The organism is Staphylococcus argensis (assembly GCF_002902305.1).
GTDB lineage: Bacteria > Bacillota > Bacilli > Staphylococcales > Staphylococcaceae > Staphylococcus > Staphylococcus argensis.
Genome location: NZ_PPPX01000001.1, coordinates 115142 through 140449, shown reverse-complemented (window position 1 = coordinate 140449; position 25308 = coordinate 115142). Strand labels below are relative to the sequence as shown.

General features: G+C 39.9%; 28 protein-coding genes and 1 pseudogene. 10 read left to right on the top strand and 19 right to left on the bottom strand.

Translation table 11 applies throughout. From position 1 onward, the window contains the following. The 3 genes and pseudogenes from CD039_RS12190 to mntC all read left to right on the top strand — a co-directional run. Positions 1–100 (top strand): annotated as a pseudogene (locus CD039_RS12190) (metal ABC transporter ATP-binding protein); the annotation flags it as partial. A 9-nt stretch (positions 101–109) separates the two neighbouring features. After that, a complete protein-coding gene (locus CD039_RS00710; protein WP_260843956.1) occupies positions 110–949 on the top strand; it encodes a metal ABC transporter permease in 840 nt (279 codons plus the stop codon). Then, positions 946–1875: a manganese ABC transporter substrate-binding lipoprotein MntC gene (gene mntC / locus CD039_RS00705; RefSeq protein ID WP_103370723.1), complete on the top strand. Its 930-nt coding sequence runs from the start codon at positions 946–948 to the stop codon at positions 1873–1875. The genes CD039_RS00710 and mntC overlap by 4 nt, the downstream gene beginning before the upstream one ends. 864 nt (positions 1876–2739) lie before the next feature. Here mntC and CD039_RS00700 read toward each other — a convergent pair. The 9 genes from CD039_RS00700 to CD039_RS00660 all read right to left on the bottom strand — a co-directional run bounded on the left by CD039_RS00700 (position 2740) and on the right by CD039_RS00660 (position 11639). Beyond that, the gene (locus tag CD039_RS00700) at positions 2740–4788 is read right to left on the bottom strand and encodes a cation:proton antiporter (protein ID WP_103370722.1); all 2049 of its coding nucleotides are present in this window, start codon (positions 4786–4788) and stop codon (positions 2740–2742) included. Positions 4789–5190: 402 nt separating this feature from the next. Further along, on the bottom strand, positions 5191–5649 hold the full coding sequence (locus CD039_RS00695; protein ID WP_002472602.1) for a Na+/H+ antiporter subunit G: 459 nt from the start codon (positions 5647–5649) through the stop codon (positions 5191–5193). Beyond that, complete coding sequence (gene mnhF2 / locus CD039_RS00690) at positions 5624–5926, bottom strand: Na+/H+ antiporter Mnh2 subunit F (RefSeq protein WP_002472538.1); 303 nt, start codon at positions 5924–5926, stop codon at positions 5624–5626. The genes CD039_RS00695 and mnhF2 overlap by 26 nt, the downstream gene beginning before the upstream one ends. Then, complete coding sequence (mnhE2, locus tag CD039_RS00685) at positions 5923–6405, bottom strand: Na+/H+ antiporter Mnh2 subunit E (RefSeq protein WP_002472570.1); 483 nt, start codon at positions 6403–6405, stop codon at positions 5923–5925. The genes mnhF2 and mnhE2 overlap by 4 nt, the downstream gene beginning before the upstream one ends. Further along, positions 6402–7907: a Na+/H+ antiporter Mnh2 subunit D gene (gene mnhD2 / locus CD039_RS00680; RefSeq protein WP_103370721.1), complete on the bottom strand. Its 1506-nt coding sequence runs from the start codon at positions 7905–7907 to the stop codon at positions 6402–6404. Before mnhD2 ends, mnhE2 begins: the two co-directional genes overlap by 4 nt. Then, positions 7900–8250 carry a Na+/H+ antiporter Mnh2 subunit C gene (gene mnhC2, locus CD039_RS00675; RefSeq protein ID WP_103370720.1) on the bottom strand — a complete coding sequence of 117 codons (351 nt, stop codon included), beginning with the start codon at positions 8248–8250 and terminating at the stop codon, positions 7900–7902. The genes mnhD2 and mnhC2 overlap by 8 nt, the downstream gene beginning before the upstream one ends. Further along, positions 8247–8672, bottom strand: a complete 426-nt coding sequence (mnhB2, locus tag CD039_RS00670; protein WP_002472610.1) for a Na+/H+ antiporter Mnh2 subunit B — start codon at positions 8670–8672, stop codon at positions 8247–8249. Before mnhB2 ends, mnhC2 begins: the two co-directional genes overlap by 4 nt. Beyond that, on the bottom strand, positions 8659–11055 hold the full coding sequence (locus CD039_RS00665; protein WP_103370719.1) for a DUF4040 family protein: 2397 nt from the start codon (positions 11053–11055) through the stop codon (positions 8659–8661). The genes mnhB2 and CD039_RS00665 overlap by 14 nt, the downstream gene beginning before the upstream one ends. Positions 11056–11081: 26 nt before the next feature. Next, positions 11082–11639, bottom strand: a complete 558-nt coding sequence (locus CD039_RS00660) for a tyrosine-type recombinase/integrase (RefSeq protein WP_103370718.1) — start codon at positions 11637–11639, stop codon at positions 11082–11084. 150 nt (positions 11640–11789) lie between these two features. Here CD039_RS00660 and sroA point away from each other — a divergent pair, with 150 nt between their 5' ends. Together sroA and CD039_RS00650 are read left to right on the top strand one after the other, a co-directional pair. Beyond that, positions 11790–11987: a sigS mRNA-stabilizing protein SroA gene (sroA, locus tag CD039_RS00655; RefSeq protein ID WP_103370717.1), complete on the top strand. Its 198-nt coding sequence runs from the start codon at positions 11790–11792 to the stop codon at positions 11985–11987. A 13-nt stretch (positions 11988–12000) separates the two neighbouring features. Continuing rightward, positions 12001–12222: a DUF2922 domain-containing protein gene (locus tag CD039_RS00650; protein WP_103370716.1), complete on the top strand. Its 222-nt coding sequence runs from the start codon at positions 12001–12003 to the stop codon at positions 12220–12222. 295 nt (positions 12223–12517) lie between these two features. On the opposite strand, the gene CD039_RS00645 is transcribed toward CD039_RS00650, so the two are convergent. Then, the gene (locus tag CD039_RS00645; RefSeq protein ID WP_103370715.1) at positions 12518–12769 is read right to left on the bottom strand and encodes a hypothetical protein; all 252 of its coding nucleotides are present in this window, start codon (positions 12767–12769) and stop codon (positions 12518–12520) included. 368 nt (positions 12770–13137) lie between these two features. On the opposite strand from CD039_RS00645, the gene CD039_RS00640 reads away from it, so the two are divergent. From CD039_RS00640 to sarA, 3 genes are all read left to right on the top strand, one after another. Next, positions 13138–14067, top strand: coding sequence for a DMT family transporter (locus tag CD039_RS00640; protein WP_103370714.1), 930 nt, complete (start codon positions 13138–13140; stop codon positions 14065–14067). A gap of 167 nt (positions 14068–14234) precedes the next feature. Beyond that, positions 14235–15158 carry an efflux RND transporter periplasmic adaptor subunit gene (locus CD039_RS00635; RefSeq protein ID WP_103370713.1) on the top strand — a complete coding sequence of 308 codons (924 nt, stop codon included), beginning with the start codon at positions 14235–14237 and terminating at the stop codon, positions 15156–15158. 365 nt (positions 15159–15523) lie between these two features. Beyond that, positions 15524–15898: a global transcriptional regulator SarA gene (gene sarA / locus CD039_RS00630; protein WP_103370712.1), complete on the top strand. Its 375-nt coding sequence runs from the start codon at positions 15524–15526 to the stop codon at positions 15896–15898. A gap of 237 nt (positions 15899–16135) precedes the next feature. On the opposite strand, the gene CD039_RS00625 is transcribed toward sarA, so the two are convergent. The 5 genes from CD039_RS00625 to CD039_RS00605 all read right to left on the bottom strand — a co-directional run bounded on the left by CD039_RS00625 (position 16136) and on the right by CD039_RS00605 (position 20566). After that, the gene (locus CD039_RS00625; RefSeq protein ID WP_103370711.1) at positions 16136–16846 is read right to left on the bottom strand and encodes a hypothetical protein; all 711 of its coding nucleotides are present in this window, start codon (positions 16844–16846) and stop codon (positions 16136–16138) included. A 320-nt stretch (positions 16847–17166) separates the two neighbouring features. Next, positions 17167–17673, bottom strand: coding sequence for an SA0570 family protein (locus tag CD039_RS00620; protein WP_103370710.1), 507 nt, complete (start codon positions 17671–17673; stop codon positions 17167–17169). A 271-nt stretch (positions 17674–17944) separates the two neighbouring features. After that, positions 17945–18745, bottom strand: coding sequence for an alpha/beta fold hydrolase (locus tag CD039_RS00615; protein WP_103370709.1), 801 nt, complete (start codon positions 18743–18745; stop codon positions 17945–17947). 6 nt (positions 18746–18751) lie between these two features. Then, on the bottom strand, positions 18752–19450 hold the full coding sequence (locus CD039_RS00610) for an HAD family hydrolase (protein ID WP_002472509.1): 699 nt from the start codon (positions 19448–19450) through the stop codon (positions 18752–18754). A 156-nt stretch (positions 19451–19606) separates the two neighbouring features. Further along, the gene (locus tag CD039_RS00605; protein WP_103370708.1) at positions 19607–20566 is read right to left on the bottom strand and encodes a FecCD family ABC transporter permease; all 960 of its coding nucleotides are present in this window, start codon (positions 20564–20566) and stop codon (positions 19607–19609) included. A gap of 176 nt (positions 20567–20742) precedes the next feature. Between CD039_RS00605 and CD039_RS00600 the strand changes: the two genes are divergently transcribed. Together CD039_RS00600 and CD039_RS00595 are read left to right on the top strand one after the other, a co-directional pair. Further along, complete coding sequence (locus CD039_RS00600; protein ID WP_103370707.1) at positions 20743–21090, top strand: hypothetical protein; 348 nt, start codon at positions 20743–20745, stop codon at positions 21088–21090. A 1-nt stretch (position 21091) separates the two neighbouring features. Then, the gene (locus CD039_RS00595) at positions 21092–21280 is read left to right on the top strand and encodes a helix-turn-helix transcriptional regulator (RefSeq protein ID WP_103370706.1); all 189 of its coding nucleotides are present in this window, start codon (positions 21092–21094) and stop codon (positions 21278–21280) included. Positions 21281–21432: 152 nt separating this feature from the next. On the opposite strand, the gene CD039_RS00590 is transcribed toward CD039_RS00595, so the two are convergent. From CD039_RS00590 to CD039_RS00575, 4 genes are all read right to left on the bottom strand, one after another. Next, positions 21433–22311 carry an ABC transporter substrate-binding protein gene (locus CD039_RS00590; protein ID WP_103370705.1) on the bottom strand — a complete coding sequence of 293 codons (879 nt, stop codon included), beginning with the start codon at positions 22309–22311 and terminating at the stop codon, positions 21433–21435. Positions 22312–22379: 68 nt separating this feature from the next. Further along, positions 22380–23021 carry an endonuclease III domain-containing protein gene (locus CD039_RS00585; protein ID WP_103370704.1) on the bottom strand — a complete coding sequence of 214 codons (642 nt, stop codon included), beginning with the start codon at positions 23019–23021 and terminating at the stop codon, positions 22380–22382. Positions 23022–23229: 208 nt separating this feature from the next. Further along, positions 23230–24891 carry an arginine--tRNA ligase gene (argS, locus tag CD039_RS00580; protein ID WP_103370703.1) on the bottom strand — a complete coding sequence of 554 codons (1662 nt, stop codon included), beginning with the start codon at positions 24889–24891 and terminating at the stop codon, positions 23230–23232. Beyond that, complete coding sequence (locus CD039_RS00575; protein WP_103370702.1) at positions 24892–25305, bottom strand: YwiB family protein; 414 nt, start codon at positions 25303–25305, stop codon at positions 24892–24894. Positions 25306–25308 lie beyond the last annotated feature (3 nt).

Below are 25308 nucleotides of genomic sequence, written 5' to 3'. Positions count from 1 at the left end.
AGTCATGTTACTGAACAAGAACTTACGCTATTTTGGTGAAAGCAAACAAGCGACACAACCTGAAATACTCAATGATGTATTTCTCAATCAAGTCGGATAAGAAAGGAGTATACTCGTGGATTTCATTCAACATTTGTTTGATTATCAATTCCTCAACCGTGCACTGATTATGTCCATGGTGGTAGGTATCGTTTGTGGCACAGTAGGCAGCATCATCGTCCTACGCGGATTGTCATTAATGGGAGATGCAATGAGTCACGCCGTCTTGCCTGGCGTTGCACTTTCATTCGTCTTTCAAATTCCAATGTTCGTCGGTGCACTGATTACAGGGATGCTAGCCAGTGGTTTCATCGGCTTAATCTCTGACAAGAGTAAGACGAAAGCCGATGCAGCGATTGGTATTAGCTTTACAGCATTCTTAGCCAGTGGTGTGATCATCATTAGCTTGATACATAGTGCGACAGATTTATACCATATCTTATTCGGTAATCTGCTCGCCGTCACGCACGCGACATTCTGGTCCACACTCATCGTCAGCTTAGTCGTGCTCGCACTCATTATCATCTTCTACCGTCCATTGAAGATTTCAACGTTCGATGCGACATTCAGCCGTATGAGTGGTCTCAATACAACATTCATTCACTATTTCGTGATGTTACTACTTTCATTAGTTACGGTAGCAAGCATTCAAACTGTGGGGATTATCTTAGTCGTAGCACTACTGATTACACCCGCTTCAACTGCTTTTTTAATTTGTAAAAAGCTACACACGATGATGATTGTGGCAAGTATTATCAGTATTGTTAGTTCAATAGTAGGACTTTATTTCAGTTATATTTACAACATTCCAAGTGGCGCGACGATTGTAATTTGTGCATTTATTATTTATCTCGTCGTCTTCGCCCTTCATAAGTTGAATTTACCAATCAAGAAAGGAAGCGTATCATGAGAAAGTTTATTACATTTTTACTCATAGCAGTCTTATTCCTAGCTGCATGTGGAAACAATGGTTCAGGGGACCATCACGATAGCAAGCATAAACTCAAAGTCGTCACTACTAACTCTATCCTGTACGATATGACGAAAGAAGTGGGTGGCGACAATGTCGAAGTACACAGTATCGTACCGATTGGACAAGATCCGCACGAGTACGAAGTGAAGCCGAAAGATATCAAAGCTTTAACTGATGCAGACGTTATTCTCTATAACGGGTTGAACTTAGAGACAGGTAATGGTTGGTTTAAAAAGGCTTTAGACCAAGCAGGCAAATCTGAAAAAGATGACTCCGTCGTATCTGTTTCCGACAAAGTGAAACCGAATTATTTAAAAGGTGCTAAGCACATCGATTCAAACCGTGATCCACATGCATGGTTAAGTCTATCTAACGGTATTAAATACGTAACAAGCATCCAAAATGCATTAGAAAAATACGATAAAGATCACAAATCAACATACCAAGATAAAGGCGACAAATATAAAGAGAAATTAGATAAACTCAATAAAGATAGTCATAAGAAATTCAAAGATATCCCTAAAGATCAACGTACAATGATTACGAGTGAAGGTGCATTTAAATACTTTGCACAAGAATATGACATCAACGCGGGTTATATTTGGGAAATCAATACTGAAAAACAAGGTACACCTTCTCAAATGAAACAAGCCATTCATTTCGTTAAAGACAACGATGTGAAGAACTTACTCGTCGAAACAAGTGTAGATGAGAAGAGCATGAAGAGTCTCAGTGAAGAAACAGATAAAGATATTTACGGTAAAGTTTATACAGACTCTATCGGTAAAAAAGGAACAGACGGGGACTCTTATTACAATATGATGAAATCAAACATCGACACAGTACACAAGAGTATGAAATAAGGCTACACAAGGGGATGAAATTGGCAGAAATACTTTAGAAGTGTAATCGCTATTCAGAGATTAAACCAGAGGCAGTGATATCCTCCCACTGCCTGTTGGGTTATCATCATAGTGATTCGAACAGATGGCCGTACAATTACCTTGTTCCGGCTAACTACAGTCTCCACCCTGAGAGTTGGCGGGGGCAACGGTACTATAAGTCAAATACCCCTTTGACAGCCACTTAACGTAGACACCGCTCCCCTTTAACAGGTGCTACGTTAAGTCAATAATTCTCCTAAGGTAATAACATTCCGGGCTATGAACCTCTTCGTTGAGGTGAATAGTCCCATATCGTACGTACCCTCCTAATACATGACGTACGATATGGTGGTATTCAAGCCTAGATAATCTCTCAACTCCAACGACGGTTCAAATCCTCCCCCGTCGTTGGAGTCATCTTTTTATATTCATTCTAGTTTATTTAAAATAGTATATGAGGTAGATGAAAATAACTAAAAAATGAATTATAAATCCATTTTCAATGTCGACTCGAGACGCTAGATGGATTTAAGACCACAACGAAAATCCATTCTTTGAGCTCTTTGAGCGAAAAGAATTAGTTGAGTGTGGTCCTACGCAGTAGCTGTCTGAATTCGAGATGGCTATCGCTTTCTCGAACTCTAGTCAGCTTTCCGGGGGTAGTACTACGAAATCATAGATTTCTGTACTTCTCCCAAGCAAGCGAGAGTCATAACATTGAAAATTAAATACTTTTTAAGTTTAACCGGCCATATTTGATAATGCCCATATAAAAACACTTTCGCTCGTCACTTTATCTTCCTTCGACAGTGACTTCAAAGCGAAAGTGTTTCTTTATATTATTTAAGTTAAACTATCTACAATAATCATTTCATCGTAGTTAATCGCTTCTCGAATCTTCAACGCAGTCGCCTCACTAATCTCATCTTCATCTGTTAATTGACTGAGTAAACGACGCTGTTCTTTCAGAGCGACCAACTTAATCTTCGTGATAGAGTTCTCGTTATTTGGATTAAAGAAGTTATCAGGTGTTAAGTTATCAATTCGCACGAGATACGCATCACAAACCATACCGACCTCTAATTTGTTGTTCTCTGTCGTTTCTTTACTTAAACGACTGACAACATGGTAGTGCACTGTACGCATAACGTTAGATATTTCGACTAAGTTATCCGCGATAGAGAGCGAAGAGGCTGCATTTGTGCGCATGCGTTTACGAATACGTTTTTTCAAGAAATAACCTCTTATTCCCACGATAATTCTTTGGATTAACGATGCTTGTTTGTAGACTTGTGTACGTTCTGCATAGCGTAGGTAGTTGTCGAGCACGTTAGATGTGATGTCGCCATTTTCAACTAATTTATTTAATGTCGCATTCTCCACATCAAACGCGAGCTTTTGAAGACGCTGCAATTCTTTCGAGTTCTCATCTTCATTCTCTACTGTTTTTAAAAAGGCTAATTTATCATGATATTCCTTAATGACGTTACCGTAACGATAACTAGATTCTGCCGTAGATTTCTTATTCAATGAATCGATCACATGCTCTAAGATAAAGATACGTGCTTGTTTGAAGTTCATACCTTTAATCTTAGGTTTCTTCGCATTCGGCGTAATCAATGGTAAGACGACTTGCGCCATCACTAAGCTGATGATGACCATGCCTGAAGCGATAAATAGTAAGTCATCACGGAATGTAAATTTATGATGATCCGCTAACACATAAGGTAGCGTCAAGGCGATAGCAAGCGAAATCGTACCATGCACACCACACAACGTCATTAGAAAAGCGTACATACTCCGTTTAGGTGGCGTTTCTGTAGGGTTATAATTATCATCATTCTGTGCCATAATCTTCTGGAATGGACTGATTGGCAAGTAGAAATAAGGATAGAGTACGTAAACCCATAAGAATCTGAATAAATAAACGGCTAAAGCGATTAACGCTGTAACGATGACTAAGAAGAGTAAGTTATGTGGCTCGTACTTCACAATCTTCTCGATAACTTCAGGAACGAGGAAACCAAGAATAGAGAAGACGAAACCGTTGAGTGCATAGCTCAAGATGTTCCACGTGTGATTGTAACTCATCTGTAATTGCGTACGTGCTTGTGCGATACGATCGCGTTCAAAGCCGTGCACGAGACCTGCAACTACCGCTGCGATGATTCCAGACGCATGTAGCATTTCAGCAACAAGATATGTCACAAATGGCGTCAGCAACTGGATAAACGTAAACATATTCACATTCTCAATACCCCGGTGTGTCAACGTAATTCTAAATCGAACGAGTACGACACCGATGATGAGACCGATGATAAATCCGCCGATCGAAGAAATGAGGAATTGTTCTACTGCATTGAATATTGAGAATGCACCAGTAATCAAGGCAGCAACAGATATTTTAAATGAAATGATACCTGCAGCATCATTAAGTAGAGATTCACCTTCAAGGATCGTCATTGCACCTTTAGGTAAGACTTTGCCTTGAGTGATTGCTTGTACCGCCACTGCATCGGTAGGACAAAGGATTGCTGCGAGTGCAAATGCAGCTGCCAGTGGAAGTTCTGGCCATATCCAGTGCACGAAGAGGCCTACAACAATTACCGTAGTGACAACAAGTCCTAAGGCCATCATCAATACAGGTTTGATATACCGTCTTAAGTGGACCCTTGAGACGTGTACCCCTTCCACGAAGAGTAGTGGCGCGATGAGTGTTAACATGAAGAGCTCGCTATCAAAGTGAAATTCAACCGGAATAGGCGTGAGATAAAGTAACATTCCCAAGATAATTTGGATAAAAGCAAGTGGCACCTTTGGTAAGTAGGTATGTACAAGTGAGCTCACGATAACGAGCGCTAAAAATATGAGTATCGTTTCAAAAATTTGCAAAGTTTCACCTCTTTTCAGTTCACTATTTTTCTTTATAATTGCTGAGGTTGAAACACAGAATATTTCAATAATTAATAACTTTTAAAGCGCGATTTGTCAGCTCCCCTCATTCCATCAAATACAGACCAATGTCATATCGTCATCAATTGAATGACACGCTCTTTAAGGATGGAATCCGTTCATTCTTAACGCTTTAAGATAAGAAATACTGTAGCATTTCAGACAATTACATTCACTTAATATTTTATCATCATTTTTATGCATATTTAAATGTGATGCACCATTAAATATAGTTCGAACCACTCTCATTCCAAAGCGAGAGGGAAGTCGATCTAATTCATCGACGCAACTTACATCGAGATGGACTTCCTCAACTTTGGATATTAATAAACGCTTCAACCTTTAACGATCATCGAAATCTTCGTGTTCTTTACGATAATTCTCTAAACGACGTTCTTCACGTACCTTCGCACGCTGTTTCAGCTCTTCGAACGTATTATGTTCACTCGAACTCAACAGAATATCTGCCTGGCGAGGGCCATCCTTTCTACGATACATAAACGCCCCAGTACGATAAGCGGCTCTTGAGATGAGATGTCCACCTACCGGAGAAGTTAGATTGATGAAAATCAATGCGAGAATCAAGCGAACACTGAGATAACCTTGTGTCGTCATAAAGTAAATTAAGACACCGACAATCGTAAATAATACAGATAACGTTGAACTCTTTGTAGCAGCGTGACTGCGCAAGAAGACGTCTTGAAATTTAATCAGCCCTATAGCACTAATGAGCGCGATGATACTTCCTAAAAAGAGCAGTATAGCAGCAATGAGACTAACGATTTCGCTTATTTGAGGCATGGAAGACCTTCCCTCCTTCAATAAATCGCGAAATAGACACGGAACTCACAAAGGAAATAATCGCGATTAACAAGATAGAATCAAGGAATGAGAATGTACCATAGAGCACGCTAATGACACCGACGATACTCATAAGGATGGCACTGGCTGCGTCAAAGGCAACAACGCGATCGGCTGTTGTTGGTCCTTTAATCAATCTAAATAACGTAAGGAACAATGCGATACCAAAGATCACTATCGCACTTGTAATAAAGAACGTTGTAATGTGTTCAATCATCGTGCCACCTCCAATATGAGATCTTCGTACTGTCGTATACTTTTCAATAATTTCGCTTTCTCTTCTTCAGAGACATCTATCGCATGAATAAAGAACTTTTTCTTCTCATCCGAAATGCGAATGACGGTCGAACCTGGGGTAATAATGACGAGTATCGTGAGAAAGGCAATCTCCCAATCGTTCTTCAATGACGTTTCGTACGTCACCATCCCCGGATTCATGTCGCGCGTTTTAAACAAGATGTAATTAATAATCGATAGGCTTGAAGTCGTGAGTTGGTAGAGATAGACAGCTAAGAACTTAATCGCGACCCAGACCTTTTTCAGATAGAATTCTTGTCCGAAGAAACGGTGAAGAATATAAATCACGATGACACCGATTAAGTAACCCGCAAAGAAAGTAGAGAACTTAAAGGACTCTTCATCTTGGAATAACACCCAAAGAAAAGCAATGATTACATTTAGGACGACTTGTCTCATCTCTTATGCGCCTCCTTCAATAAATGCGGGTTCACTAATTTCGTATAATTGTCCGGATTCATATTCATCTTCGTCGCTTGATCAGTCACTTTGAATAACAGCGGTGCTGCGAGCCCCATGAGAAGTACAACCGTCGTTAAGATGCCAATCAGCCACTTACGGTAACCTTGAAGTGGATTAAATTCTACGCGCTCACCTTCCGCTGAATGCCCTGAATACATCTTGAAGTAAATTCGGAAGAGACTATACATTGCAAGCAAGCTCGTAATAATCATGAGCGCTAAACCAATATAGTTACCATTTTCAATCGCCCCTTTAAAGATATAAATCTTACCTGGGAAACCACTGAACGGCGGAACTCCACCAATCGCAAAGATCATGATGATGAACGCTACACCAAAGAATGGCTCTCGCTTAGCTAAACCGTGAAGATAACTATAATGTTGGCGACCGCTCATATAAACGAGGGAACCGATAATGAAGAATAATAACGTCTTCACGATGATGTCATTTGCTAAATAGAAGATAGCCCCACTCACACCAGAGAATGTGTGACTACCTAGACCTAAAATGATAAAGCCAATGGATAGAATAACTTGATATGCTGCAATCTTTTTAATATTCGTGTAAGCAAGTACACCGAAAGCGCCGATCAACATCGTGATGCATGCTAAGACGACGAGCAGTTCATGTGTAATCTCTGGATGGTCATTGAACATCAATGTGAAGAAGCGAATTAACGCATACGCTCCGACTTTAGTCATCAATGCCGCAAAGAGTGCTGCCAACTCAGTGTTGAGTACAGAATAAGCTTTAGGCAACCACATGAAGAGTACTAATGCAGCTTTCGAACCAAAGGCCACGAGGAAGATGATAGCGATGATGACCACCGAACTGGCATCTTTCATATCATCTAGACGTTGAGCGACAAGCGCATAGTTCAATGTACCTGTCAGTTTGTAAAGCAAGCCTATACCGAGTAACAGCAACCATGACCCAATAATGTTTAGCACGACGTAGATAATCGCTGCTCGTAACTGTTCAACAGATTGACCGAGAGTAACGAGCACGAATGACGCAAGTAACATTACCTCAAACATGACGTAGATGTTAAATAAATCTGCGGTTAAAAATGACCCGACGACGCCTGTGGTAAGAAAGAGTATGAAACTTGGTAAGTAGTAACGAATCGCACGTTTCTCAGCTCGACCGAAACCATAGGCGATGATGAGTGTCACTACGAAACTAGACGTCGTGACCATCAGTAAGCTGAACGTATCACCGACGAACTGAATGCCAAATGGTGCTCTCCATCCACCGAAATCGAGCACTAAAGGATGTGTGCGCATCACATGGATGAGTAGATACACTGAGATTAATGTTGAAACACTCATCGTACCGATAGATAGAATGCGTGACAACAGACTATTTTTACGTGTAAAAACTAAGACTAACGCGCAAATGACTGGAAGGAGTAGTGGCAAGATCAGTAAGTTATTCATCTGAGTTGTCACTCTCCTTTCTCAATACGTCAATTTCTACTTCTTTCGTCACGCGGTAAGTACGATAGACGAGTACAAGCAAGAACGCAGTCATACCGAAACCGATGACAATCGCTGTGAGTACGATAGCTTGAAGTAATGGATCTACGAAATGTTGCGTCCCTTTACCAATCAAAGGTTCCGACATATGACGGCCGTAATGACCCATACTCATAATAATCAATTTACCCGCGTGTGTATAAATTGAAATACCAATAATAATACGTATTAAATTGACCGACAGTATCATGTAAGTACCGATGAAGATTAAGAAACCAATCACCATGAGTAAGATAATATTCATGAGCGACCACCACTCATCGATAACATGACTGTGACGACAACACCTACGACCGTCAATAAGACACCCGCTTCAAATAATGTCACTGTCGTCAAATGAAGCTCACCCAACAAAGGAACGTGGGCGGCAATTGACGTTTGATATAGGAATGGCTTTCCGAAGAATATCGGTCCAATTGCCGTCGCTATCGAAAGAAGTGAACCGATAATCATAAAGATTCGGAAGTCTATTGGCAATGAAACGAGTACTTGCTTCACATCAAAGGCTAAGAACATGAGCAAGAACGCGGAGCTAAAGATTAAACCTCCGATAAAGCCACCGCCTGGGCTATCATGTCCGGCTAAGAACAAGTAGAAACCAAACGTCAATAAGATGAAGACCACAATCTTCGTGACTGTGCGTAGTACAACATCATTCTCTTTCATCTTGTCCCCTCCGATCCTTAAAGTTGAGTAATGTATAGATACCTAAACCAGTGATGATGAGCACCATACCTTCGAATAACGTATCAAATGCTCGGAAATCACCAAGAATAGCGTTGACAATATTTTTACCACCTGTGAGCTCTTTCGCATCATGATAGAATGTGGAAATCGTCGGCATACTGTCACCTTGCTGTGCGATGAAGACGAGCGTCACGACGACAACCGCCATGATCAATGACACGATAATCTTCATTAACTCACGTCGTTTATGCACACGTCCACGAGGAACGTTAGGTAAGCGCGAGAAGCTCACGATAAAGAGAATAGTCGTAATCGTTTCAACCACGAGTTGCGTCAGCGCTAAATCTGGCGCTTTCATAAGGATAAAGAAGATTGTGACACAATAACCAATAATTCCGTTAAGAATGACCATCGTGAGTCTTTGACGAATAAACGTCAACGCAATACCTAAAGCAATGACAACGATGAGCGTAATGACTTCAAGTGGTCCGAAATCACTGACATGAATTTGATGCACTTTCGGGAATCCTGTTCTAAACAAGCCATAGCCAATCAATACCGCGAAGAAGAGCAACGTCCAGACGATGTAATGATTTAGACGGTTATTCATTAACCCGCGAATACTATAGCCTGAATAACGCTCGAAACTGTTATAAATACGTAAATATAAACGTGTAATAGATAAATCTTTACCTCGTTGCGCAAGTCCAATCCAATCTACTTTAAATACAGCGATGAGACCTACAATGATGACTATCGCACTCATCAACAGCGATAAGTTAAAGCCGTGCCATTGAGAAATTGTTGGTGCCACTTCTTTGATTGCAGCCTTTCCAGAAATACCTTGTAAAGCTGGAACTAACACATAGGTTGTTAGGATGTTCGGTACGAAGAAGATGACTGGTAAGCAAATCATCATAATAGTTGATGGCAATGCGAACAAGAATGGTTCGTGCGGATTGCGAATCGGCAAGCATTCATTATGATAACTGCCCCAGAAGACCTTTTTAACCATAAATAGTGAATAGATAAATGTGAAAATGCTAGCTACGACACCGATCACAACAACAATCACCATCAATAATGTGTTGAACTGCGGTAAGTCATTCGCGTTAAGCAGACCTTCAAAGAACATCTCTTTACTCAAGAAACCGTTCAGTAAAGGAACGCCGCCCATGGATAAGCCAGCTAATAGCATCACAATATGTGTTAAAGGTAAGACTTTACGTAAACCGCTTAAGTTACGGATATCACGCGTGCCTGTTTCGTGGTCAATGAGCCCTACTCCCATGAACAATGCGCCTTTGTATAACGCATGGTTAACGAGGTGGAAAAGACCGGCAAACAGCACGATGACATAACTTTCCGTCATACTGTCGTGCGGATGTTGTGCATAGCCTGCACCTAAGCCAACCATTGACACGATCATACCTAATTGACTAATCGTCGAATATGCCAGTATCGCTTTAAGGTCATACTGTCTAATCGCATTCACTGAACCGAAGATCATCGTGATCAATCCGACAAATGTCACTACGTATATGTACGTATTGCTCAATCCTAATACCGGAATAAAGCGAAATAGCAAGAAGATACCTGCTTTAACCATCGTAGCTGAGTGAAGATAAGCACTAACAGGTGTCGGTGCTTCCATCGCTTTCGGTAACCATACGTGAAATGGAAATTGAGCAGATTTAGTAAAAGCACCAATCAGTAACATAATAACGATTGGAATAAAGAGTGGGTGTTGTGCGATTTCATGGCGTTGCGCCATAATTTCAGTGATCGTGTTCGTGCCCGTCACGCTATAAATCATAATAAAGCCTGTGAGGAGCGCTAACCCACCGAAGACCGTAATCATAAATGACGTTATCGCGCCAAATTGACTCGGCTGTCTATCATACCAATATGAGATAAGTAAGAATGAGGAGATGCTCGTAAGCTCCCAGAAGACGTACATCAGAATAGTGTTATTGGAACTCACTATTCCAAGCATACTCAACATGAATAGTAGCAAATAGATGTAAAAACGTGGAAGATGATCATGTTGCTTTGATAAATACTGTGTGGCGTAGAAAAATACTGCGACCCCAATTAATGAAATGAGCAAACTAAAGAATAGACTCAAACCGTCTAGTCGCAAATCGATATTCACATCAAACGCGTTGAGCCAAGGCAACTTGATGTGAAGAATATGCTGCTTGATCACAGATGGAATCTGCCAGATGAAATAAACCGCAGAAACCACGGGCGCAATCAGAGCAATATGTCCTGCAAACTGGGCTAACTTCGGATGCGTTAATGTTCCCAGAACGAGCAACATTATTAGCAAGATAGCACAGAACAAATAGATTAAACTCATGCTAGCCCTTCCTTTCTATCTTTGGCTTATGGCTGAAGATTTAGAGCAATCGTCGTCGTACTCGCTTGTTTCGAGATACCGATAAACTTCATCGTTTCATAAGTCGTTTGATGCCCTAAATATTTTTGAATGATCGATATTGATATTCCCGATTGATACGCATGATATGCAAACGTTTTGCGTAAAGTTGTCAATCCAATATGACGCATGCCTAGCTTGTCAGCTGCTGCGTGGATGATGCGATACGCTTGTTGTCTCGACAACCCTTTATGAGTGCGGTTGGATTGGAATAAGAGCGCTTGTGAGTCAAGCCTCGTCTGATGTATGTAATGCTCTAACTCATCGCGCAATTGTTCAGGCAAGATTATATGGATGTGCGTCGCTAGGCCTTCTACCCAATAGGTCTTCACATGACCTTCTGCATCAAGCACCTCATCAACGTGCAAATTCAGCAATTCCGCCAACTTAACTCCTGTATGTATAGCAAATTTAAATAAGAGATAATCTCGCTCAGACTTTTCACGTAAGACCTCATACATATCTTGAATCGCTTTTAAGTCTCTGATTGGATCCACTTGATTCATCTCAACCACCTCACTTTTCCGTAAAATGTTTCTTATTCAATGATAAACGATAGTTGAGTAACATCAAAATATTTTGTTTTTATTTTCACAAAAATCATTACCCTCTTACACACTTTATAACGATATATATAGTGAAAGGAGGTGAGCACGATGAACAACATCACAGTTAGCCTTGTAAAAGTCACTCACAACGCAGACGGCAGAGCAGTTACATCACGACGTCGATTCACAAATTTAAACGGTAAAGCTACGAAGGAACAAATTAAACAATTTGCAACTATCATTGAACAATTGACCGGCGAACAATTTGACTCTATCGAATTGACAACAACTACAAACGTATACTAAAGGAGGAACTATCATGACTGAAACACTAGAACTTATCTTTCACGACGTTGCCAACAAACAATGCAAGTTCACGATTAATAATGTCTTACAAGACGTATCAGAAGCTGTAGCGAGAGATGCGATGCAGAAGTTACTTTCTCTCGACATCTTACGCCCGAGTAATAACGTTCCGACTAAGGTGGGTAGCGCACAAATCGTGAGCAAGACCACACGTAATATCTTCACTGACAAGTAAGAATTAAAGTGAATAGAGAGTTTAGGGAGTGTTTCGCCCCCTGCTCTCTCATTAAGAACATAGTTAAAACGAGGAACATGATCACAGCTTAACACAAGTCCTACCGCGCGAAATCTACGCAGACGAAGGTATCTCCCTCGCATGACAATAAAGGCAGAACGACACCATTATCATTAACTCACCAATGATAAAAGTGCGTTCTGCCTTTTTATTATTTCTCTCTTAAATTTAACTACACTTTATAATAGTTCACACGTCCGACGCTCCCTATATAAATAGGATTAGCTCAATCCTCCTACGACTGCGTCTTTCTCTCCTCTTGGCGCGGACGAATACGAACAGTGTCTCCGAAAAATATCTTTCTTTTACCCAACTTCTTACACAAAGCATAGTGATCGAAGACTTCTTCTATTTGCGCTAAATTTTTATATGAACGTCGTGGATTCAACACATCTATGTACTGTTCTTTCTCTAGGTTGTGGTCAAGTCCAGCTCCAATGAAGAACGTTTCCTCATCAAGCAATCGTATAATTGATAATTTAGCCACTCTAGTCATCACCTACTCTCGAACTTTCATCCCAACTCGATAGTCTCTCTAGCTGTCTCATCCCTTAACTGATATGTGATGTAACTGATAGCAGATGTACTCTCCTCGTACTCTGACTAGCCATCCATGCTTTTTACACATGTGCGCCAAATGGAAGCACATAATCGAACACGCGCTTACTACTGAAATGTACTCCTCAGCAATAAGAGCCAACACGCTTTTTCAAATATCTGCTTAATATCATATTATAAATCGCACGTCTTTGTATACGACTTTGCGTCATCCACCCCCCTCACATTGAACGCCCCCTATAATTCTCCTCGCAATTTCTATATAATAGGATTATCTTAACTAGAAAGCGTGATCACATGTTACTACTCATGGTACTAGGCGTAGCTGCAGGCATGGTCATCCCATTCCAAACTTCCATCAATTCACGATTAGGCGCTTATACCCACTCATCGTTCTACGCATCAACGATTTCATTCTTCGTGGGTTCACTTTGCCTTATTATCATCAACGCCTGCATCAATCCACATATGCTGACACCCTCCTATCTCCTACACCAAGACTTTAACTTCTACTGGTTTACAGGTGGACTTCTGGGCGTCATCTTCTTAACTGGAAATCTATTGTTACTACCTCGACTGGGAGCCTCACTCACCGTAGTAATGTCAGTGAGTGGTCAGATTATCATGGGCGTCATTATCGATACATTCGGCTGGTTCGGTGCAAGTACAGAACCTTTTACTTTCCTAAAGTTTATCGGTATTCTTTGTCTCATTCTCGGCATTTTACTCATGAATTATGTACGCAATCGAACACACCAACATTCCAGACCCTTATCTTTCTATGTCTGGCTCACCATATGTTTTGTCTTTGGCTTCTGTCCGCCACTTCAAACGACGATTAACAGCACATTAGGCCAACAGGTGCACTCCTCATTTCTCGCATCACTGATATCTTTCACCACAGGAACACTAGCGCTCTTTATTCTGACGCTTATCTTTCACCGCAGTTTAAAAGTGCACAAGCAACATGCACAACATGGTCAACTTCGTCCATTCTATTTCATTGGTGGCTTTCTCGGAATGATCTTCGTCACGATGAATATTATCTTAATGCCTCATCTTGGTGCAGCTGTGACGACAATTGTAGGAATGCTAGGACAAATGTTAATGGGTGTTATCATCGACCAATTCGGTTTACTAGGTACGCCACGCAACACGATTACTGTGCGCAAAGTATTAGGACTTATCGCCATTATGATTGGCATTATACTTCTTCGCCTCTTTTAAAATGGTCATGGACCCATCATCGATCTTGCTCTAAAACTCTCTTTTTGAGGGACTTTTAGAGCATTTTTTGACTTTTGTAAAAATGTTATATACTTCAATAGAAAATCAATGACAAAAGAATAAGATTTAGTATATACTATGTTCACTACATCAAAAGAGGTGACCTCATGTCCAAGAAAATCATCATTACTACGGTAAGTCTCATTCTTGTTACTCTACTCGGCGTGGGCATTTATGGGCTCATCGTCAACCAACCGACATCTGCCCAATCTCCTGTTAAAACGATAACAATTCAGCACTCGCCGCCTATCTCAGTCAATGGTCGACAAGAACCGACTGATAGCACCACGCTCAAATACGACGCTACGAAAGGCAACATTCATGACTGGTACGTCACTAATAACAGTTCAGTGAAAGCAGGTGATAAATTATTTGAGTATTACAATCCTGCCATAGAACAACAAATCACACATAAGCAACGACAACTTTCTAGGCTCGTGCACATGCCGAAACCTACGAAAGAAAGTAAAGCAACAAGTGACACGTTGCAAGCTGAAATTGACGAATTACAAACACATTTGCGCACACAAGTCGTCGCTCCTATCAGCGGCAAACTCACGCTCACGAATGAACATCCTTCTAAAGTAGGTGAACCCATCCTTTCGATTTATTCAGAACATAAAGTGATTAAGCTCACTCTCAACGAAGAGGAGCTACCACACATTAAAGAACATCAAACTTTAACGATTCACGATCAGCAACACCAATCGTTCAAGAGTAAAGTTCAGCAAGTTAACGCCTTTCCTCAGAACTATCAATCTAAAGCACGTACTTCCACGTACGAAGTGCAACTTTCTACTAAAGCACGTTATCCCGTCGGCACACACTTCAGTATAGAAATTCCGAGCCAAACGATTCAGATTCCTACTTCAGCTTTATATAAAAAGGATTCCGTCCTCGTCAAACGAAACAATCGTTTCATTGAACGCAAAATTAAATATTACAAAACTGTAAAACAGAACGAAATTATTGTTACAGAAGGTTTAAATATTAATGAAAAGATAGCCAAAAACACTAAAGATGTGGCATAATAAATTAAAAGGTGTTCTTTTAGTTTATTTTTCTTTTAAATTTAGGTCTTCCTTGTTTCTTATTTATCAAGTAATGAGCGAAAATAAGATTTAAAAATAATAATTCTTCTCAATTGTTGCTTTGTTTAAAAATGAATATAACGGGAAAAATCTATTGTATTTCACATAGACCTTTTTGTTTACTTTCTAAATTTATTTAGTTATAATAAATTAAATAATAGCGTAGGTAATATATGTCTTTAATATTATCTATACCCATACCATGGGTGTCATTTTGCAAATAATATTTAAACAGAGATAGATACGATTGCAAAGTGATGAACACTTTACACACCGAATGGGCAGGCAAATGAGGAGGAATCAACATGGCAGTTAGTAAAATTAACGATTGTTTTGAACTTTTAGCGATGGTAACATACGCAGACCGATTGAAAGGTATTATTAAACGAGAGTTTTCAGTAAGTTTCGAAGAATTTGCTGTATTAACTTACATCAGTGAGCATGAAAGTGATGAATATTATCTTAAAGATATTATCAATCACTTAAACTACAAACAACCACAAGTAGTTAAAGCTGTTAAAAATCTTGCTCAAGAAGATTACTTCGACAAGAAACGTAACGAGCACGACGAAAGAACTGTGCTTATCTTAGTCAATGCGAAACAACGAGAAAAAACGAACGAATTATTATCACGCGTTAACAATCGTATTAAAGAAGCTAACGATCAAAACGAAGTCTAATTCGATTCATAATACATGACTACCACTAGCGTGTTCTCGTTGAGCACGACTAGTGGTTTTTATTATTTCAAACCACTATGTAATCCTTTTTACCCACATAAAAAAAGTAGGACCGAAATCCTTATGATTTCGTAGCCCTACCCTAATGAGCGTTCATAGCTTAGATATGCGACTTTTTCTGAAGGCCGTACCTCTACGACGCATATCATTTTACTATACCTCAAATATCTATTCATTTTACTTTCGCGATGAAACACGAATCGTATAATAAATGATGACGATGAGTAATAATATCCAAATGACAATTGAAATAAACTGTGCAATTGGTGCGCTTTGAATCATCGCATCAATCGTCTTCTGACAAAGTAATAAACCTAAACCAGTAAATTCTAAACGTTTGTAATAAACGCCAAAGACACTGAACAGAATACCAATAAAGAAGACAAATTGATGTCCATATTTCGTAATAACATAGATGTTCATGTCTAAATGAAAGGCATGTAAGATAATGAGCGCTAGTGCTACTATGCCTATCAAGATACCAATATACCTTTCAATCTTATTGCTATAGAGGTAATTCTTCCTAATAATGCTCGCATAAATCGCAATCGACAACGGCAACACAATGACACAGTAGAAGATAGTGATGCCAGATGCAGCTTGGAATGGAACGTATTGTTTATCATATAAAAAGGATATCAGTACAAAGTTCACGATAAAGAAGATGACTGGGTTAAGTTGTAACGTAAATAAATTACGCTGAATCACTAAGATAATTTCAGCTGGTGACTTTCCACGATACTCAATATAATCCTTATCTACAGCTTCCGATTTTTTAAAATCTCGTTTAATTTTCATTTTAATATCATCAATGAGATTGGGCGACAAGCCCTTATGTGTAAAGTAATCATTGATATTTTCAACTAATACCTTATCATTAACTCGCATAGTTTACTCCTTCAAATCACATTATTCCATGTTGTTGAACGACGGTGTTAAATAAACAAAGCATTACTCCCATTGTAACACTTCAAATACTACCGTGATATAGTTAACACTTATCTTAGCCAATTTGACGTCATCTTGCCTGATTGTCTACAATACAGCCCCTTAGATGTAATTATTCCATTCACTCTATTGCGTTGATGAAAATAGTCATAAGAAAAAGCCGGAACGACTCATATCTTTGTATGAGCCGTACCGACTTGCAAATTATCTATTCTAATTACCTTATAGGAAGATTCTTAACGACTAATTGTTCAACTTAACTATTCACCAATATCGATGCGATAAAGTTTGATATTTTTATCATCTGGTGATTGTGAACTAAATTGATAAGAAGCATGATCATCTTGGATATAACCAAAGTTACCTGTCACACTATTGTAATGTTCACGCGTAACAGCATCATCACTGAGCTGTTTCTTAACGTCTTTATAAGATGGGCCATCTGTATCGTTGTAACTCATTGAAACGCGTGTGATGTGACCTTTATCTTTCTTACCATCTGTAGTCACAACTAATTTACCATTACCTTTATGAAATTCGTAAATATGTTCTTTACCATCTGCACTAGTTGAATAAACGGGATTCTTGTTCTCTTTAAGCACTGTTTGAATTGAGTCTCCTAAAGTGGCACCCTCAAGCGTTGTGTCACCTTGCTCAATTTGTTTCACACTATCCATCGAGTTTCCTGTCGCTGCATTTGCAGAAACAGAAGCGATAGGTGACATCGCTAATCCAGTAACTAATGTTGCTGCAATAAATTTCTTCATAAGCACTCTCCTTTATTAGAACAATGATCTCTGTGCTTATTTTGATTATACAACAAATATTACTAAATTAACAGTGATATTACATTTAGATTACAATAGATTTTAATAACCTTTGGATTTATTGCTGAGAAATTGTAAAAAAACAGGAGCAAGACAACCATTGTTGTGATTGTGTTATCTTGCCCCCGTGTGGCTAACTACAGTTCAAGAAAGCGATAGCCTTGTCTATATTTATTATTTTTTGCGTCTTAAAGCCTGACTCTAATACGCCTTAATGCACACCTTCAGGTTCATGCGCTTTAATGAAATCTACGGCTACTTTTAAAAATTGTGTTCTTTCTTCAGCGAAAGGATAAAGACCTGATTTCTCAAATACTTTAAACTGCGCATGAGGCACGTAATCAGCGACTTCTTTCGCTTCTACAATTGTCGTACGCTCTCCATGTTGCCCTGCAGTAATCAATGTTGGAACTTTAATTTCACCTAGATAGTGACGAATATTGGTATTGATAAATGATTCGCGTACCGCTTGATTCTCATTATCTGTATTAAGACTATTTGTTTCGCTAATTTGCTTGAGGAATTTCTTGCCTTCTCTTTTAGAATAATATAAATGTTTATCTAAAAATTTCTCTTGTTTCTCTTCATCCCAATTACGAATTTTATGTGCATAGTGCTCATAAAGACGATCTGCTGGCAAGCTGTCTTCTAAAATCGTTGGGTTAACTAAATTAAGTGATGTCACCATATCAGGGTATTGTGCAGCAAATGCCACTGCGACAGAAGCGCCAAGCTCATGACCGATAATTGCACAATCCTCAATATATAATTTATCCAAGAGTTGTTTGATATCTGAAGCATAATCTTCAAACTGAATAGACGTCAGTTTATCTGAGTAACCGTGACCACGTAAGTCTACGAGTACGACTTGATAATCTCTACTCAAAGCTTTCTCCAACTCAGCAAAGACTGAGAAATTATCGAATGCCGTATGTAGTAACAAGATGGCATTGCCCTCTCCAGTCGTTCTATAGTTTAATGTCACATCGTCTTTCGTCTTCATTAAGTCCATGGTCTATCATCCTTTCTGTTCTTCGTCTAAAGGTAATATTTGTAATAGTTCTTCAAGCGTCGTTATCGTGTAATCTACTTCTTCAGGTAAAGGCTCTAATTCAGCGTCTTCTTCCTTAAACCAGACACTGACCATGCCCATCGCACGTGCAGGTGCTACGTCGTTGAGTGCGTCATCACCGACATACATCGTTTCTTCAGGTTTCGTATCTAACTGTTCTAACATATCCTCAAATATTCTTGGATGTGGCTTACGATAACCTACAGTTTGCGACGTTGAGAGGTAATTGATGACATGTTCAATGCCCAGCGCGTGAAGTCGATAGGCTTTGATTTTAGATTTGCCGTTCGCGATGACCCCTGTCAAATAGCCCTTTTCAGCTAATCTTTCCAGTGTGTATAACGTGTCGTAGTACGGAAACACATAGCGGTAAAAGTGCATTTCGAAATCATGGAATAGATCTTTCCAACTCAAGCGATCGATGTGGAAATCTTTAATAATTGCTTTGTATAATTCAGGTTTATCGTGATCTTCATCATCGTCGAGCTCTATAAATTTATTTTTAAAATCAGCAAGCTGAACACGAACTAAATAATCGTGAAAACGCTCGTATTGTTCTTCGATAAATTTATCGCGTGATTTACGACGGTCTAATAATGTGCCTTCCAAATCGAAGACGACCGCTTTAATTCGTGATAAGTCCATCTGACTCAACCACCTTCTGTTCTATTCATCTCGTCCGTTATTTACTTCGTCTTAACTATAACATGGTTCTTATGTATACGGATTAAATTATACTAAGAATCTCGATAGAAAGATACAAGCGTCTTCTGTCTATATCATTCTCCTTTACTGCACCCCTTAAACGTGCGAGTCGGAATATTTGTGTTCTGTCATCAATAAGAAGAACAAAACGGGGATGCTGAAGAGTGCGAGAACGATACTCGCTGGTATTTGAACCGGATAAATGACAGTGGTACCGAGCCAATCTGCAAGCACCATTACGCTCGCCCCGATGAGACAGTTTAATACGATCTGCGCACCTAACTGACTGGTACGATAAATACGGCGAACTAATTGCGGAATCACCATACCAATAAAGCCGATAATCCCTACATAAGCAACGATAATCGCGGTAATCACCGATGCGATAATAAGTGCGACGTAAGTGACCGTTTGATAACGTAGTCCAAGAGAGACAGCTTGTCGTTCGTCTAATTGTAGTAGTTTAAGTTGTGGCAGCATGAGCAATAGGATGAGCAATCCTACAATCATAGCACATGCGATATAACTTACTTTCGTATACTCAGCTGCAGAGAAACCGCCGAACATATAATTGACGATGCTATTCATCTTGGGTTGGTTTAAGACAATAATCACGTAGAGAAAGGCGTTGAATAATGCGCCAATCATAATCCCAGAGAGTATTAACGTACGTATCGGATGGCCACGAGACATTAGACGGGTCATCAAGAGTACCAGCGCTAACGTGATTAAACTAAATAGAATGGACGAGATGGGAATTAGCATAAAGCTCAAACCGAGCGCCACAGCCACACCGGAGCCAAACGTCGCGCCACTTGCGAGCCCTAAGGTGAAACTGTCCGCTAGTGGGTTGTTTAGTAGTGTTTGAAAGATGAGCCCTGCGAGTGTGAGGCCTGCCCCGGCTAATGCCGCTTCCAACACTTTAGGAATTCGCACTTGCAAGAGAATAGACTGCGAGAGTTGTTCATGTAAGTTGCCAATATCCCAGAGTAAGCCAAGACTCATACTGATGATTAAGACGATGAGCCATAGAATAACCGATTTCGCTTGTGACATAGTAAGTGATAGCACCTCCTCTTTAGTGAGAGTATATCAAGAAAGTATACTGGTTGGATATGTGGAACAAAGTTAGGATAGTTCATTTTTCAATAATGTAAAATACTTTTGACATTTTAACTAGATCTTGTTACGTTATCAATGTCAAAACAACTTTACATTTTGAGGTGTTTTTCTTGAAAATTATTGCTTATATCATTTTATTTTTAGCGTTTTTAGGATGGTCAATGTTGACAATTAAATACCTTCCCTCTCAAATTTCAGATGTTAAAAATAATCGCCACCCTTTTGATGAACGTCAGCAGTATATGTTTGTAGAAATCATGGCGAAAAGTTTTTATACTATAGTTACGCTAATGCTAATGACAACTGTAATGAAAATGCTAGGTTTATTTAATACTTATACACCTATACGACAATTTGCAGAACATAATTTCGAATTAATCATGTTGGTTATTGCTTTAATTTCATTTATCTCAAATTATATTCTGACTAAACGTAAATACACATCAAAGGAACAGTAATATGAAGAATAAAATTCGTCATTACCGCAAAATTAATGGCCTGTCTCAAGAAACACTAAGCAAGAATCTCAATGTTTCGAGACAGACCATCAACGCCATTGAAAATAATAAATATGACCCTTCGCTGACGCTCGCGTTTAAACTCGCTCGCCAATTTGATGTTACTGTGGACGAACTGTTCACCCCGTAGAGACAAAACTTAGCGAGTAACGTACTCCGATAAGCGCGATGAGTGCGAACTCGGTCGCGTATAGAACAACTGACGCAGCCCATCCGAGTTCGCTATCTCTGCGAAAGTGCTATCATCACGCTCTTACGTCATGTATCTCAAACGCATTTTCACTATTCATACAAAGCGTCACGAAGTTCTTTCAAGCCTTCGTCAATGCGCGGTCCTGGTCGTGAAATTTGATCGCCGTTCACTGATTTCAATTTACCATCTTTAACAGCTTTCACTTGTTTCATACCGCCACGTTTTTCAACCATTTGTTTATATTCTTTGTCAGATTGACCTGCTGTATTGACCATAATCGCTGGATTTTTACGGATAATGTCTTCCTTGCTCACTTTCTGCCAACCTTTTAAGTTATGGAAACTGTTCTTCGCATGCAATTGCGTTAACATATCATCAAAGAAAGTACCTTTACCTGCTGTATAAAGGTCTGGATCAGAAGAAACTTCCCTAAACACATTCTGTTTCTTCTGATGTTCAGGTACAGAATCGATGACTTTATTTACTTTCTTCTTCGTATCAGATACGAGTTTGTCAGCTTGCTTCTGCTTGCCAGTCACCTTTCCGATTTGCTTAAAGGAATCATAGACATCATCAATTGATTGCGCATCTTTCACATAGACCACTTTGACACCATCTTTTTTCAAAGCGTCCAACGTATCTTTACTTGATGATTTTTGTGACTCATGCGCTAAGATTAAATCTGGTTTCGCTTTCATCAACGCTTCTTTGTTTAATTTCATCGCGTCAAATTGCTTTTTATTCTTCACATCTTTCGGGTAGTCATCCACCGTGGAGACACCCACTACATCTTTGCCTAATCCGAGCTTATATAACGTTTCTGTATTACTTGGCATCAATGAGACGATACGATGGTAGTTCGCTTTGTCCCCTTTCGATGATTGCGAATCTTTGTCTTGATTTGAACCACATGCCGTGAAGATGAGCAATGCTGCAACCAAGACGAACCATAATTTATTTAATTTCATTCCATCCACTCCTTTTGCCGATTTTTTAAAATGCACTTTCAGTATATCAACGTCACCATTCAACTTCTTTAGTCATCTATAAAGTCGTCATCTAAAAAGGTGTAGCGCGTTTCCGTTTTACCATTAAAGTAATTCTTACCGAAATTATCTAACAAAGCATGAAACTCGTTCGCATCTTGATTCGAAAAATGCTCGGGCAACTCGATATGTCGCTTCAACTTGGTATAGCTTTCTGTGTTAGAATAACCCAATTTCGACAAAATGCGTCGCGTATAACTGTCAGGAATCAATTCGACACCATCAAATATGTATACTAACAGCACATCCGCCGTCTCTTCGCCGACACCTCGGAGCGACAAGAGTTGCTGACGTAAAGCATCGCCATAGTGCGCTTTAATCTCATCATAATCATAATCGAACTGTTCGAGCCACTGAAAGACTTCATGTATCGCCCGACCTTTATTCTTGTAGAAACCGCTAGATTTAATGTACGTCTGCAACGTTTCTAGTGGAAGTCGTGTAATGCGATAAGGATCTAAATCTGTTTCTTGAGCCAAACGTTCAATCGCATACGCTGCATTACGCCAATTTGTATTCTGAACGAGTATGGCGCCGATGATAATCTCGATCTTACTCTCAGCAGGCCACCAATATTGCGGTCCCATATGAGCGTATAGTTTCTTGTACAAGTCCCCTAATGATAGTGTCATCGTCTGCGCTTTTCCCTCCTTTCGCAACAAAGTACATCTACGTCTTTCATACCCTCGAAAGTAGCGAACCTAACAAAAAAGCGGAAGTCGAAGAGACGTCAGACTATCAGGCCAAACACAAAGGAAACAAAGCGCATAACAAAAGAGCGGAAATCGAAATCCACATTGATTTCGTCTCTCCGCTCTCAACTGACCGAACTTCACAAACTTACATATTTTCAGGTGCTGTGACACCTACGAGATGTAAAGCGTTGCGCAATGTGATATTCACAGTTTCACACAATGCAACGTACGCTGTTGTTTGCGCTTCGTCGTCTGTGAGTACTTTCTGTGCATTGTAGAATTTATGGAAGTGTGCAGCTAAATCTTGGATATAATTTGTCATGCGATGTGGCGCACGATGCTCTGCCGCACTTTCAATCGTTGGTTCGAACTCTGCTACTTTTTTCAATAAATCAATCGCTTTGTCATTCGTAATTTGTGATAAATCTAATTCACCTGATGTAGAGATACCACGTTCTTCTGCTTGTTGCAGAATAGAACAAATACGCGCATGAGCATATTGCGCATAATAGACTGGATTATCTTGAGATTGTTGTTTCGCAAGTTCCATATCAAAGTCGAAGTGTGTGTCTGGACTACGCATCGTCAAGAAGTAACGTGCTGCATCAATACCTACTTCGTCCATGATATCGCGCAATGTAATGGCGTTACCTGTACGTTTACTCATCTTCACTTCTTCGCCATTCTGCATTAAACGTACCATTTGCATAATTTGAATTTCTAGACGGTCACTGTCGACACCGAATGTTTCCATAGACGCTTTCAGACGATTGATGTAACCGTGATGATCCGCACCAAAGAGGTCGATTAAGACATCATTGCCACGTTCAATCTTGTCGTAATGGTAAGCGATATCCGGTAAGAAGTACGTGTAGTTCCCGTCCTTTTTAATCAACACACGGTCTTTGTCATCTTTAAAATCTGACGTACGTAACCACGTAGCACCGTCTGCTTCATAAGTGTAGCCAAGGTCAGACATTTTATCTAACACAGCTTGAATGTCGCCTTTCTCGTATAACGTCGTCTCGCTAAACCAGTTGTCGAAGTGAATATTAAAGTCAGCGAGATCTTGGCGTAATTTCTCCATCTCATAATCGACACCCAGTTGTCTGAACGTCTTCAAGCGCTCAGCATCATCAAGCGACTTCAACTCAGGGCGTTTCTCCGCTAAATCTTGACCAATCTCGATGATATCTTTACCGTGATAGCCATCTTCAGGCATTTCATGGCTTGTATCGCCTAGCGCTTCGAAGTAACGCGCTTCGATTGAACGTGCGAGATTCGTAATTTGGTTGCCGGCATCGTTAATATAGTATTCTCGTGTCACATCATAGCCTGCCGCATCGAGAATGTTAGCCAAAGTGTCCCCCACAGCTGCATTACGCGCATGACCGATATGTAAGTCGCCTGTAGGGTTTGCAGAGACATATTCTAGTAGAATGCTTTCGTCTTTCGCTGTTTCAACACGACCGAAAGCTTCGTCTTTACGTAGTGCTTCAGGAATCACTTCTGTTAAATACGTATTATCTAAGTAGAAATTGATGAAACCTGGTCCAGCGATATCGATTTCTTTAACGTGTGCTTGCGTCGTATCGAAGTGGTCTGCAATCGCTTGTGCGATGTCGCGTGGATTACGACGTGCAAGTTTCGTTAAGACCATCGCAATGTTCGTGGAATAGTCACCATTCTTATCATCTTTCGGAATTTCGACTTTGATTTCTGGAATCTCGTCTACGAGTTCCGCTTTACGAATACTCGCTGAAATCTCTTCAATCAGCGTCGCTTTGACTTGATCAATAATATTCATCTATTCTTTCTCCTTATACTGAATTTCGTATTGATACGTACCCATCTTCTCATCTGCTTGAAAGAGTTGATATTGTACTTTAAGTTTGCCACCTTGATCGGTCACATAATGCTTAATCGATTGCGTCTTAATAGTAAGAGGTATGCGTCCTGCGCTCATTTCATAGAGGGTCGTCGTCTCTTGACCTTCGATGAAATGGAGTTTCATATTAATGTCACCTTTACGGATAATCTTGACGCCCTCTTCTTCAATCTTTAACGTGACATTCACATGCGCATCCTCTACATTCTCTTCGTAGCGAATGTACTCTGCACCCTTCTGTAGCCACGTACCTTCCGTTTGCGCATTGAAATGTTGCTTCTGACCGAACTGCTTCACGACTTGTTTCGTTTGGATGTCGACGTTATTCTCCATCCA

Bases quoted from the DNA above. Each gene is read 5' to 3' on its own strand.
- mntC (WP_103370723.1), top strand. From the start codon at position 946: ATGAGAAAGTTTATTACATTTTTACTCATAGCAGTCTTATTCCTAGCT.
- CD039_RS00695 (WP_002472602.1), bottom strand. From the start codon at position 5,649: ATGCCTCAAATAAGCGAAATCGTTAGTCTCATTGCTGCTATACTGCTC.
- mnhF2 (WP_002472538.1), bottom strand. From the start codon at position 5,926: ATGATTGAACACATTACAACGTTCTTTATTACAAGTGCGATAGTGATC.
- mnhE2 (WP_002472570.1), bottom strand. From the start codon at position 6,405: ATGAGACAAGTCGTCCTAAATGTAATCATTGCTTTTCTTTGGGTGTTA.
- mnhD2 (WP_103370721.1), bottom strand. From the start codon at position 7,907: ATGAATAACTTACTGATCTTGCCACTACTCCTTCCAGTCATTTGCGCG.
- mnhC2 (WP_103370720.1), bottom strand. From the start codon at position 8,250: ATGAATATTATCTTACTCATGGTGATTGGTTTCTTAATCTTCATCGGT.
- mnhB2 (WP_002472610.1), bottom strand. From the start codon at position 8,672: ATGAAAGAGAATGATGTTGTACTACGCACAGTCACGAAGATTGTGGTC.
- CD039_RS00665 (WP_103370719.1), bottom strand. From the start codon at position 11,055: ATGAGTTTAATCTATTTGTTCTGTGCTATCTTGCTAATAATGTTGCTC.
- CD039_RS00660 (WP_103370718.1), bottom strand. From the start codon at position 11,639: ATGAATCAAGTGGATCCAATCAGAGACTTAAAAGCGATTCAAGATATG.
- sroA (WP_103370717.1), top strand. From the start codon at position 11,790: ATGAACAACATCACAGTTAGCCTTGTAAAAGTCACTCACAACGCAGAC.
- CD039_RS00650 (WP_103370716.1), top strand. From the start codon at position 12,001: ATGACTGAAACACTAGAACTTATCTTTCACGACGTTGCCAACAAACAA.
- CD039_RS00640 (WP_103370714.1), top strand. From the start codon at position 13,138: ATGTTACTACTCATGGTACTAGGCGTAGCTGCAGGCATGGTCATCCCA.
- CD039_RS00635 (WP_103370713.1), top strand. From the start codon at position 14,235: ATGTCCAAGAAAATCATCATTACTACGGTAAGTCTCATTCTTGTTACT.
- sarA (WP_103370712.1), top strand. From the start codon at position 15,524: ATGGCAGTTAGTAAAATTAACGATTGTTTTGAACTTTTAGCGATGGTA.
- CD039_RS00625 (WP_103370711.1), bottom strand. From the start codon at position 16,846: ATGCGAGTTAATGATAAGGTATTAGTTGAAAATATCAATGATTACTTT.
- CD039_RS00620 (WP_103370710.1), bottom strand. From the start codon at position 17,673: ATGAAGAAATTTATTGCAGCAACATTAGTTACTGGATTAGCGATGTCA.
- CD039_RS00615 (WP_103370709.1), bottom strand. From the start codon at position 18,745: ATGGACTTAATGAAGACGAAAGACGATGTGACATTAAACTATAGAACG.
- CD039_RS00610 (WP_002472509.1), bottom strand. From the start codon at position 19,450: ATGGACTTATCACGAATTAAAGCGGTCGTCTTCGATTTGGAAGGCACA.
- CD039_RS00605 (WP_103370708.1), bottom strand. From the start codon at position 20,566: ATGTCACAAGCGAAATCGGTTATTCTATGGCTCATCGTCTTAATCATC.
- CD039_RS00595 (WP_103370706.1), top strand. From the start codon at position 21,092: ATGAAGAATAAAATTCGTCATTACCGCAAAATTAATGGCCTGTCTCAA.
- CD039_RS00590 (WP_103370705.1), bottom strand. From the start codon at position 22,311: ATGAAATTAAATAAATTATGGTTCGTCTTGGTTGCAGCATTGCTCATC.
- CD039_RS00585 (WP_103370704.1), bottom strand. From the start codon at position 23,021: ATGACACTATCATTAGGGGACTTGTACAAGAAACTATACGCTCATATG.
- argS (WP_103370703.1), bottom strand. From the start codon at position 24,891: ATGAATATTATTGATCAAGTCAAAGCGACGCTGATTGAAGAGATTTCA.
- CD039_RS00575 (WP_103370702.1), bottom strand. From the start codon at position 25,305: ATGGAGAATAACGTCGACATCCAAACGAAACAAGTCGTGAAGCAGTTC.